The 10,959-nt window shown below is 42.6% G+C and carries 10 protein-coding genes; all 10 read left to right on the forward strand.

Translation table 11 applies throughout. The features are described 5' to 3' along the window. Positions 1-459: 459 nt before the first annotated feature. The 10 genes from ATH1_RS0116500 (at position 460) to ATH1_RS0116545 (ending at position 10,798) form a co-directional block, all read left to right on the forward strand. A complete protein-coding gene (locus ATH1_RS0116500; RefSeq protein ID WP_010424395.1) occupies positions 460-717 on the forward strand; it encodes a hypothetical protein in 258 nt (85 codons plus the stop codon). 142 nt (positions 718-859) lie between these two features. Next, the gene (gene recG / locus ATH1_RS0116505) at positions 860-2,959 is read left to right on the forward strand and encodes an ATP-dependent DNA helicase RecG (RefSeq protein ID WP_029164188.1); all 2,100 of its coding nucleotides are present in this window, start codon (positions 860-862) and stop codon (positions 2,957-2,959) included. Positions 2,960-3,152: 193 nt separating this feature from the next. Next, complete coding sequence (locus tag ATH1_RS0116510) at positions 3,153-3,575, forward strand: SoxR reducing system RseC family protein (RefSeq protein WP_029164189.1); 423 nt, start codon at positions 3,153-3,155, stop codon at positions 3,573-3,575. 4 nt (positions 3,576-3,579) lie between these two features. Further along, positions 3,580-4,458 carry a Fe-S cluster domain-containing protein gene (locus ATH1_RS0116515; RefSeq protein ID WP_010424402.1) on the forward strand — a complete coding sequence of 293 codons (879 nt, stop codon included), beginning with the start codon at positions 3,580-3,582 and terminating at the stop codon, positions 4,456-4,458. A gap of 34 nt (positions 4,459-4,492) precedes the next feature. After that, entirely contained in the window at positions 4,493-5,821 is a 1,329-nt protein-coding gene (gene rsxC / locus ATH1_RS0116520) for an electron transport complex subunit RsxC (RefSeq protein WP_010424404.1), read from the forward strand. A gap of 187 nt (positions 5,822-6,008) precedes the next feature. After that, positions 6,009-7,028 carry an RnfABCDGE type electron transport complex subunit D gene (locus ATH1_RS0116525; RefSeq protein WP_010424406.1) on the forward strand — a complete coding sequence of 340 codons (1,020 nt, stop codon included), beginning with the start codon at positions 6,009-6,011 and terminating at the stop codon, positions 7,026-7,028. 6 nt (positions 7,029-7,034) lie between these two features. Beyond that, positions 7,035-7,751 carry an RnfABCDGE type electron transport complex subunit G gene (locus tag ATH1_RS0116530; protein ID WP_010424408.1) on the forward strand — a complete coding sequence of 239 codons (717 nt, stop codon included), beginning with the start codon at positions 7,035-7,037 and terminating at the stop codon, positions 7,749-7,751. Between the two features lie 355 nt (positions 7,752-8,106). Beyond that, the gene (gene rsxE / locus ATH1_RS0116535) at positions 8,107-8,691 is read left to right on the forward strand and encodes an electron transport complex subunit RsxE (RefSeq protein WP_010424409.1); all 585 of its coding nucleotides are present in this window, start codon (positions 8,107-8,109) and stop codon (positions 8,689-8,691) included. Positions 8,692-8,760: 69 nt separating this feature from the next. Then, on the forward strand, positions 8,761-9,333 hold the full coding sequence (locus tag ATH1_RS0116540; protein ID WP_010424411.1) for an electron transport complex protein RnfA: 573 nt from the start codon (positions 8,761-8,763) through the stop codon (positions 9,331-9,333). A gap of 451 nt (positions 9,334-9,784) precedes the next feature. Further along, positions 9,785-10,798, forward strand: a complete 1,014-nt coding sequence (locus ATH1_RS0116545; RefSeq protein ID WP_010424413.1) for a lytic transglycosylase domain-containing protein — start codon at positions 9,785-9,787, stop codon at positions 10,796-10,798. The last annotated feature ends 161 nt before the right edge of the window (positions 10,799-10,959 follow it).

The raw sequence follows: 10,959 nt of genomic DNA on the forward strand, positions 1-10,959 counted from the left end.
CTGAGCGAAGCGAAGAATCTCTCTCTGATTGATAATTGTCAAATCTGTGTCAATCTGTGTAATCTGTGGTGAACTCTCAACCTTAATCTCAACCTCAACCTCAACTTTAGCTGTTTGTCATTCTGAGCGGAGCGAAGAATCTACCATCAATTAAAGTATGATAAGTTCCATCAGACCAATAACTTATACTGATTTTATACGGATGAAAACTTAAAAACCACCACCACCAAAAGTCAGCAAAAACAAGCTTTCCAAACCAAAAAACAGACCATATTAATGCTCACAATTGTAATACAAAAGACATGAAACTTATATGATCATTAAATAAAATTCCGAATAGCTACAAATTTTTTCAAATGATCTTTGTCATGCAAAGAAGTTTTTTTATAACTTGCCATTCATTTAGACGTAACGTGGTCTTAATTTATCATTTATTCAAACCCAAAATTCATTTAAACTATGAAGAAAATTTTTTTATTATTAATGGTTGTAGGGCTTATGGCCTGTGCCGGTCAATCCGGGAAAGACAAACAATCAGAAGAAAAATCTGAGGCCATAGAAGCTACTCAGGAAGCAGTTGAAGAAAGTGCCGAAGCAGTTGAGGAAACTGCCGAAGAAGCTGTTGATGAAGCCGAAGCAGCTGCTGAAGAAGCAGAAAAAGCAGCCGAAGAAGTGAAAGAAGAGGTTGAAGAAGAAGTTGAAGAAATGCAGGAATAAGTTTTTAAGCTTTATTCTGTGAAAAAGGCTGTCTAAAAAGGCAGCCTTTTTTTAATCTGTTTCCTTCCGCAAAAAATTGAAGCAAAACTTTAATAAGTCATTTGTTTTGAATGAAGGATTGGCCTATTTTTGATGCTGTTTTATGTCAGACCTGGCCACACGAAATATTATGTATTTGCCGGGAGTCGGCCCCAAAAAGGCCGAAACCCTGAAAAAGGAACTTCAAATTACTTCCTTTGAGGACCTTTTGTACCATTTCCCTTATAAATATGTCGACCGGAGTCGCTTCTATTCAATCCGTGAAATAAACGGGGAAATGCCCTACGTCCAGGTAAGAGGAAAAATTACCTCCCTCAGAATGGTTGGCGATGGCAGAGGAAAAAGAATGGTCGGCACTTTTTCAGACGGAACCGGAACCCTTGAACTCGTTTGGTTTAAGGGTATCAAATATTTCAAAGAACAAATAAAACCCGGTCAGCCCTACATACTCTTCGGAAAGCCAACAGTTTTCAACAATACCATCAATGTAGTACACCCAGAGCTGGAAAAGGAACAACCCGGAAAAGTTCCTTTTTTCCAGGGACTTCAGCCTTTCTATAACACTACGGAGAAGATGAAGAACAATTATCTTACTTCCCGTACTATCTTTAAGCTGGTTCAAAATGTTTTTCACAATTATCAGTCTACAATTCCGGAAACACTGCCGGCTTCGGTAATCCAAAAGATGAAACTCATGAAACTGGACGAAGCCCTGAGATACATTCATCTTCCACCTGATGCCCAAACACTTCAGAAGGCTTCTTTTCGGTTGAAATTTGAGGAGCTTTTTTACATTCAGCTTAATATTCTCAGGCTGCGAAACCAGCGTACTTATAATATTAAAGGACATGTTTTTAAAAAGGTAGGCACCATCTTTAACCAGTTTTATAAACAGAACCTGCCGTTTGAACTCACCGAAGCCCAAAAAAGGGTTATCAAAGAGATGAGAAAAGATATGGGCAGCGGACATCAAATGAACCGCCTGTTACAAGGAGATGTGGGAAGTGGGAAAACACTGGTAGCATTGATGATCATGCTTATTGCCATAGATAACAACTTCCAGACTTGTCTTATGGCACCTACTGAAATCCTGGCCTCCCAGCATTTTGAAACCATAACGGAAATGCTTCGCGGGATAAATGTAAATATTGAATTGCTCACGGGTTCTACCCGAAAGTCTGACCGTAACAGGATACATGCATCGCTCCGGAACGGAACACTTGACATACTGATTGGTACACATGCGCTTATTGAGGATACCGTGCAATTTAAGAATCTGGGACTGGTTGTTATCGATGAACAACATCGCTTTGGGGTAGCTCAGCGTGCCAGGCTTTGGAAAAAAAACATATCTCCGCCACATGTTCTGGTCATGACGGCTACCCCGATTCCCCGCACTTTGGCCATGACCACTTATGGCGATCTGGATGTATCGGTCATCGATGAATTGCCGCCGGGCCGGAAACCGGTACAGACCATACATGTTTATCACAACAAACGACTTGGTGTCAATAAATTCATTCAGGAGCAAATCAATGCCGGAAGGCAGATATACATCGTGTATCCTTTAATTGAAGAATCGGAAAGCATGGATTTCAAGAACCTCACAGAAGGATATGAATATATCAAAGAAGTTTTCCCGAATCAGAAGGTCTCTATGGTACACGGCAAAATGAGACCGGCCGAAAAAGATGCCGCAATGCAGGAATTTGCTTCCGGAAGATCGAAAATACTGGTTTCAACAACCGTCATCGAGGTCGGTGTAAATGTGCCCAATGCATCCGTAATGGTCATAGAAAGTGCCGAACGATTCGGTCTGTCGCAGTTACACCAGCTGCGGGGCAGAGTTGGCAGAGGTGCCGAACAGAGTTATTGCATCCTGATGACCGGCTACAAACTCTCCAGGGAAACCAGAAAGCGAATGGAAATAATGACCCAAACCAACGATGGCTTCGAAATTGCAGAAGCCGATATGAAACTAAGGGGACCGGGCGACCTGGAAGGGACGCAACAATCGGGGCTGCCTTTTGAACTCAAAATTGCCAGCCTGACTAAAGATACACGTATTTTGCAAATGGCCAGAAATGTAGCACAAGACATCCTTGCTGACGATCCATTGTTAGAAAAATCTGAAAATGCTATTATGCAGCGACAGCTAAAAAAGCTCGCTCAGCAAAAAATGAACTGGGCAATGATTAGCTGATCAGATTTTATATACAGAAATTTTTCGTTAATATAAGTTCGTCTAAATTAGCCATTTCACACTTCTCTATCTGACAATCCAACAACTTGTTAAAAGTTATTTTAATTTGTTCTAAACAAAAAATACAAGCCTTCAACAGCCAATGTTCCCCAATTATATACATTTGTGCCCACAAAGGGGAAATAAAACCAACATGGCTGACAAATACCAGATAAAACACGAAGGCATTGTAGAAACAGCAGAAGGCGGCCATGCCCGGGTACGAATTCTGACTCAGTCAGCCTGTGCCTCATGCCATGCAAAAGGGGTGTGTACTGCCGCCGATCTTCAGGAAAAAATCATTGATGCTACCTGTGACAGACCTTACGCCACAGGCGACAAAGTAATACTTACAGGTAACAGCAAATCGGGCCTTCAGGCTGCATGGTGGGCATATATTCTTCCACTGTTTCTGATTTTGGGCACTTTAATCATCACGTTTTCTATCACCAGGAATGAAAATCTGACAGGCCTTTTGGCCCTTGGAATTTTAGTTCCTTATTATCTGATCATAAAGCTCCTCAATAAAAAGTTTTTTAAGACATTTTCTTTTACCATAAAACCATCTACGGAATAGTGTTATGAGTATTGTTTTGATAACCATAATAACGCTCGTGGGACTTGGTGCCCTTGCAGCCATCATTCTTTATCTGGCATCACAGAAATTTTATGTGTTTGAAGATCCCCGCATCAACCAGGTGGAAGAAGTTCTTCCGGCTGCCAACTGTGGGGGGTGCGGGTATCCGGGCTGCCGCGCTTTTGCAGAAGCTTTGGTAAAAGCCGATGATATTTCTGACTTGAATTGTCCCGTCGGAGGACCGGACGTCATGGCTAAAGTTGCTGAAATTTTAGGGAAAGAGGCCGGAAAGAGTAGCCCCCAGGTAGCGGTGGTCCGTTGTAACGGCACCTGCGAGCACAGGCCGCGAATCAATCAATACGAAGGAGCATCATCGTGTGTTGTTGCCACGGCCTTATACGGTGGCGAAACAGGTTGTTCTTACGGTTGTTACGGTCTTGGCGATTGTGTTGAATCCTGCGATTTTGATGCCATGTATATGGATGAAAAAACCGGTCTTCCCGTTATTATTGAAGACAAATGCGTGGCTTGCGGTGTCTGTGTTGATGCCTGTCCGAAGAACATAATTGAACTTCGAAAAAAGGGACCAAGAAACATGCGCATATATGTCAGTTGTGTTAACGAAGACAAAGGTTCAGTAGCAAGAAAATCATGCGAGGTGGCTTGTATCGGATGTACGAAATGTGTTAAAGTTTGTCCGTACGATGCCATCACCCTCGAAAACAACCTGGCATATATCCTTGACGACAAATGTAAGCTATGCAGAAAATGTGTGCCCGTATGCCCGACCAATTCCATTCTTGAAATAAATTTTCCTGCTCGCAAGAACAAACCTGTTGCGAAGAAAGCAGCGACAGAGAAAACTGAGGAAGAAAGTAAATAATTTATTGATCATCACTTAAAACTTATATACAACCGTGCTTAAAACATTCAAAACAGGAGGTGTTCATCCGGAAGAAAGAAAAATATCGGCCGGGAAAAACATTAAAATACCTCCCCTCCCAAAGAGAGTTGCGGTACCAACAACACAGCACATCGGTGCTCCGGCAAAACCGCTTGTTAAGAAGGGCGATATTGTTAAAACCGGTCAACTGATCGCCGCATCAGGTGGATTTGTCTCGGCCAATATCCATTCTCCCGTTTCAGGCAAAGTATTTAAAGCAGATGAAGTGGTGGATGCATCGGGCTACCGCAAACCCGCCATAATAATCGACACAGAAGGTGATGAATGGGACGAAAATATTGATCGTTCCGACAAACTCGTTAAAGAAATAGCCCTTTCGGGTGAAGAGATCATTAAAAAAACCGGAGAGATGGGAATCGTCGGAATGGGTGGAGCTACTTTTCCGACACATGTAAAGCTGTCTCCTCCTCCCGGGAAGAAATGCGAAATTTTGCTGATCAACGGTGTAGAATGTGAGCCGTACCTGACCAGCGACCATCGAATCATGCTGGAAAAAAGTGAAGAATTGATGGTAGGCATTCGCATTCTTATGAAGGCGCTCAAAGTTAACAAGGCTGTCATCGGTATAGAGAATAACAAACCCGATGCCATAGAGAAGCTGACCAATCTGGCAGCCAAAGAAGATGGCATTGAAGTGCAGCCTCTAAAGGTAAAATATCCGCAGGGTGGTGAAAAACAGCTTATCGATGCCGTCACAGGTCGTCAGGTTCCATCAGGAAAATTGCCTATTGAAGTAGGGGCAGTTGTTCATAATGTCGGAACTACTTTTGCCGTTTACGAAGCCATCCAGAAAAATAAACCACTCATTGAAAGAGTAGTAACGGTAACCGGCCCCGCTATATCTCAACCCTCCAACTTCCTTGTCAGAATAGGCACACCCGTCGGTCAGCTTATCGAGGCCGCCGGCGGTTTACCCGACAACACGGGCAAGGTAATCGGGGGCGGACCAATGATGGGGAAAGCGCTGGTAAATCTGGATGTTCCCGTTACCAAAGGAAGTTCCGGGATTTTAGTCTTGCCATACGAACAAGCACACAGGGCACCGGTAGAGAATTGCATACGTTGTAGTAAATGTATATCGGCATGTCCTATGGGGCTGGAGCCCTACCTGTTGATGATCGAAGCGGAGAAGAAACTCTGGGACAGGGCTGAAAGCGACAGCATAATGGACTGTATCGAATGCGGTTCGTGCAGTTTTACCTGTCCGGCACACAGGCCACTTCTCGATTACATCCGATTAGGAAAAGGGGAAGTAGGACAAATAATCAGAGCCCGTCTATAAAGTCGGGCAAAGTTGTAACAAATCATGTGTCTGTTCAGAAAGTGCCGGTTGCAAGGCTTGCGAAGCCGCCAAAGGCGCAGTTTACTTTTCGTAAATGAGTATTTTGGCGGCAAGCATAACACAGCAAATGGTACTTTATGGACAGACACGAATCAGAAACAGAAACTAAAACAAATTACCAGATACAATGAACCAAAAGTTAGTCATTTCTCCATCACCGCATGTACACGGAGGTGATTCTGTCCCGAAGAACATGTATGGAGTGATTATCGCGCTTCTTCCTGCACTGGTTGCCTCATTATGGTTTTTTGGAATCGGGGCACTCATTGTTACATTCACATCAATAGCAGCTTGTGTTTTCTTTGAGTGGCTCATTAAGAAATATTTACTTAAAGTAGCTCCCTCAGTATCAGATGGTTCAGCAGCCGTCACGGGACTATTGCTCGCTTTTAACCTACCTTCCAACATTCCCATAGGTCTGATAATTATAGGCGCTGCCGTGGCAATAGGAATTGGTAAGTTATCTTTCGGGGGACTGGGAAACAACCCGTTTAACCCGGCATTGGTGGGCAGAGTCTTTCTTCTAATCTCATTTCCCGTGCAAATGACCAGCTGGCCGGTACCAATAACCTCACGGTTACATTATATTGATGCAGAAACAGCCGCAACACCTCTGTCTGTGATCAAAGAGGGTGTGTCGTCCGGACAGACCATCCCGGAACTGATGTCCGAAATACCCTCTTATATCAGTATGTTTATAGGTAACATTGGCGGAAGTGCCGGAGAGATGGCAGGGATAGCGCTCATTCTGGGAGGCATCTATCTTTTGTGGAAGAAAATCATTACCTGGCACATACCGGTTAGTGTAATCGGGTCGGTGATCATTTTTACCGGCATTCTGCATCTTATCGATCCTTTAAAATACGCAGACCCATTGTTCCATGTGCTGGCAGGAGGTGTCTTACTTGGTGCCTTCTTTATGGCTACCGACTATGTAACCTCGCCCATGTCGCGACAGGGAATGCTTCTCTACGGTGTTGGAATAGGCTTGATAACGGTTCTTATCAGAACGTTTGGTTCGTACCCCGAAGGCGTTTCATTTGCTATCCTGATAATGAACGCTTTCACGCCGCTTATCGACAGATACATGAAACCCAAACGGTTTGGAGAAAAGGTAAAAACAGTAAGGGTGCAACCTTCAAAATAAATTGAAATGGGCAAAACAGATTCATCGCTTTCCAATATGGCTCTGACGCTGATTATTATCACTTTGGTAGCGGGAGCATCGTTGGGATATATCTATAAACTTACCGCAGGGCCTATTGCTGTGGCCAAAGAACAAAAACAACAGGACGCCATCCGGCTCGTGGTTCCGGACTTTGACAATGACCCGGCACAGGAAATGTATAAAATTCCAGGGCCTGATGGCGATTCACTGAAAGTTTTTCCGGCCAAAAAAGATGGCATCAATGTTGGCGTAGCCATCGAAAGTGTCAGCCACAAAGGTTTTGGCGGAGATGTTAGGATAATGGTTGGCATACTGCCAGACGGTACCATCAACAATTATGAGGTACTTGAACACAAAGAAACGCCCGGCCTTGGAACAAAAATGACAACATGGTTTAAACCTTCCGGAGAAGAAGAGGTGTCACAAGCTTCCGGAAACGCTTTTTTTGACTGGTTATTTGGGATTAAACGCGAAGAAACCGGCGGCACAACCAGCATTGTTGGCATAGACCCCAAAGAAACAGAGCTAAGAGTATCTGCCGACGGAGGTGAAATTGATGCGATAACAGCAGCCACCATCAGTTCCAGAGCTTTTCTTGATGCTGTTCAAAAGGCATGGAATGCATACAATAAAAATGTAGATTCGTACAGTTCTGCAACCACAAAAAATAATAGCTCTGAACGCGAAACAAAAGACCAATAAAACGAGAATGGCAAGAATTGCCATAGATAGATCATTAGATTGTTAGATTGTTAGATTGTTAGATTGTTAGATTGTTAGATTGTTGGATTGTTAGAATGTTATAAATTTTATTACATTATCTAATAATCCTAACAATATTAACAACTTTAACAACTCTAACAATTCTAACAGCCGTAACAACTTATTAAATGTAAGATGAAACGAGCATGGCAAAGATTGTTTTAATAGATTTTTAGATTTAAGATGGTAAGATGTAAGATCAAACGGGCCTGACAAGGCATACCACAACAAGAATATTTATAAAGTCTTGCATGCGAGTTCCATTCGACCAATAACTTAGATAAATTTTATACTAATGAATCAATGGGAAAATTTCACAAAAGGCTTCTTTAAAGATAACCCGGTCTTTGTTATGCTTCTGGGAATGTGCCCCACGCTGGGGGTTACTTCATCGGCAGTAAACGGACTGGGAATGGGACTGGCCACCACTTTTGTCTTGGTCATGTCGAACATAGTTGTCGCGCTTGTCAAGAATTTTATACCCGACAAAGTGCGAATCCCGTCTTTCATTGTCATCATTGCCTCGTTTGTTACAATAGTGGAAATGGTGATGCAAGCTTATCTTCCGGCCTTGTTCGAAGCGCTGGGCCTTTTTATCCCGCTTATTGTTGTAAACTGCCTCGTTTTAGGCCGCGCTGAAGCTTTTGCTTCAAAAAACACGCCGGGTTCATCAATTGTCGACGGGCTGGGCATGGGCCTTGGCTTTTCAATGGCATTGACCATGCTCGGGGCTGTAAGAGAACTTTTAGGCAGTGGTATGATATTTGGTTTTACCCTCTTTCCCGAGGATTACGGCATGCTTATTTTCGTGCTGGCACCGGGGGCATTTATTGCTTTGGGATATCTTATTGCATTTATCAACAGAGTGCGTAAAGCATAAGATAGCCTGGTTTTTAGTTTTTAGTTTTTAGTCAGTCTGTTAAGAATATATGTGATAAAAATATAAACCATGACATATCTTATCATCGTCATATCAGCAATATTTGTTAATAATATTGTTTTGAGCCAATTTTTGGGAATTTGCCCGTTTCTTGGCGTCTCAAAGAAAATATCCACCGGCATTGGAATGACAGGTGCCGTTACTTTCGTAATGGTTATAGCGACCATTGTTACCTATTTTATCCAGAAATTAATTCTTGAAAAGTTTGGTATAACCTTTCTTCAAACCATTTCCTTTATTTTAGTCATTGCATTCCTGGTACAACTGGTAGAGATTGTTCTAAAAAAGGTCAGTCCGCCCCTGTATCAGGCTCTGGGCGTTTTTCTTCCCCTGATAACCACCAACTGTGCCATTCTGGGAGTTGCCATTATGACCGTAAGCCGCGACTTCAACCTGATCGAAGCCGTTGTTTTTTCGGCCTCATCAGCTATCGGGTTCGGACTTGCACTTGTTACTTTTGCCGGCATCAGGGAGCAGCTCGAGCTTGTCAATCTGCCCAAAGGAATGCAGGGAGCACCTGTAGCACTGGTAGTCGCAGGAATCCTGGCTATGGCCTTTATGGGTTTTGCAGGAATGGTTTAATCCAATTCAAAAACAACAGTCTTTTAGTATTTTAGAAAAAATTTTACTTTTTCAGAAACCCTGAAATGCCTGCACCGTAAACAAATCGTGCAGGTATTTTTCAGGTATGAGCCCACCCCTGAAAATCTCTTTTTGCCGGTCTCATTGTTACAGGAAATTTTTTGTTCCACGCTGAGAGCGCAAAATTAAAGGAACGCTATGATCGCAAAGAAACGAGTCCCAATTACCCGGGACGAGTTTCCTTAGCCTGATTTTATACTAAAAAATTTTAATTGCAAAACCCTGAAAGATAATATTCAAAGAGTATTTAACGGTCTAAAGACTTTTGCAGCTTTTACGTGGAAAATTTTACCAGCACTACAAAGTACCATAATTCCTTAATCCCTTTCAACTATTGCTATGAAATCATTAAATTTGTATTACGAACAGAAACGATTTGAAGGGAAGATCAATGACAACACAAAATCAACTCAGGGCCTATAAATATTTTTCCGGAACTATTCTTTTAATTGCAGGCATGCTTGTATGGGGTCTGTTTACATATTCCTCAGAACCAGAAATAAAAGAAAGTCAGCTCACGCACAGGGAAATGTTCCAAAAGGAATACAATATTTTTTCGCTTCCTGTACCGCAAAATCCTGATTTTGCCGGCGAACCGGTTCCCATTGAACGATCGTATATCCGCGAAAGTTTAGACAGAGAACTGCTTGTCAATACCTATTGGCAATCGCAAACATTGCTTTTTATCAAACGGTCTGCCAAGTATTTCCCGATAATCGAACCTATTCTGAAAAAGGAAGGAGTCCCCGATGATTTTAAATACCTGGCACTTGCAGAAAGTGCATTGATCATGCGTGCATCATCGCCTGCAGGGGCAACGGGCCCATGGCAATTTATGCGTGGTGCTGCTATTGATTACGGGCTGGAAGTGAACAGAGAAGTCGATGAACGTTATCACCTTGAAAAGTCGACCGAAGCAGCCTGCCGGTTTCTGAAAAGCAGCTACGAAAAATTTGGCAGCTGGACGTTAGCAGCTGCCGCTTACAATGCAGGCAGATCACATGTACTAAGTGAACTTGACAGACAAAAAACCAATAATTATTACGATCTCCTGCTCAACGAAGAAACCGGCCGTTATGTTTTTCGCATCATTGCCATTAAAGAAATTATCCAGGAACCCGAAAAATACGGATTTCATGTAAAAGAGGAAGACCTCTACTATATGCCGGAGACTTACACTGTAGAAGTTGATTCATCAGTCAGTAATTTCGCCGATTTTGCCATTTATTACGGAATATCATACAAAGAATTGAAAGACCTTAATCCCTGGCTAAGAGATAATAAACTGACCAATTCACGTGGAAAACCCTATCATATTAAACTCCCTGTAGATACATCGTTTAGCAGCAATATCAAAACAAAATCCGATTCTCTGACAGCTGTTTCTGCCGCCGGTGATTCTTAGCTAATGTCTGTCCATAAAATGCCATTTGCTGTGTTATGCTTGCCGCCAAAATACTCATTTACGAAACGAGCATGGCAAAGATAGCCTTAATAGGTCATTAGGTCATTAGGTCATTAGGTCATTAGGTCATTAGGTCATTAGGTCATTAGGTCATTAGATTG

The sequence above is a fragment of the Anaerophaga thermohalophila DSM 12881 genome (assembly GCF_000191885.1).
Taxonomy (GTDB): domain Bacteria; phylum Bacteroidota; class Bacteroidia; order Bacteroidales; family Marinilabiliaceae; genus Anaerophaga; species Anaerophaga thermohalophila.

What these genes read in the sequence shown, in the direction of transcription:
- ATH1_RS0116530 (WP_010424408.1), top strand. Translation starts at nt 7,035, where the DNA reads ATGGGCAAAACAGATTCATCGCTTTCCAATATGGCTCTGACGCTGATT.
- recG (WP_029164188.1), top strand. Translation starts at nt 860, where the DNA reads ATGTCAGACCTGGCCACACGAAATATTATGTATTTGCCGGGAGTCGGC.
- ATH1_RS0116545 (WP_010424413.1), top strand. Translation starts at nt 9,785, where the DNA reads ATGACAACACAAAATCAACTCAGGGCCTATAAATATTTTTCCGGAACT.
- ATH1_RS0116515 (WP_010424402.1), top strand. Translation starts at nt 3,580, where the DNA reads ATGAGTATTGTTTTGATAACCATAATAACGCTCGTGGGACTTGGTGCC.
- ATH1_RS0116525 (WP_010424406.1), top strand. Translation starts at nt 6,009, where the DNA reads ATGAACCAAAAGTTAGTCATTTCTCCATCACCGCATGTACACGGAGGT.
- ATH1_RS0116500 (WP_010424395.1), top strand. Translation starts at nt 460, where the DNA reads ATGAAGAAAATTTTTTTATTATTAATGGTTGTAGGGCTTATGGCCTGT.
- rsxE (WP_010424409.1), top strand. Translation starts at nt 8,107, where the DNA reads ATGAATCAATGGGAAAATTTCACAAAAGGCTTCTTTAAAGATAACCCG.
- ATH1_RS0116510 (WP_029164189.1), top strand. Translation starts at nt 3,153, where the DNA reads ATGGCTGACAAATACCAGATAAAACACGAAGGCATTGTAGAAACAGCA.
- ATH1_RS0116540 (WP_010424411.1), top strand. Translation starts at nt 8,761, where the DNA reads ATGACATATCTTATCATCGTCATATCAGCAATATTTGTTAATAATATT.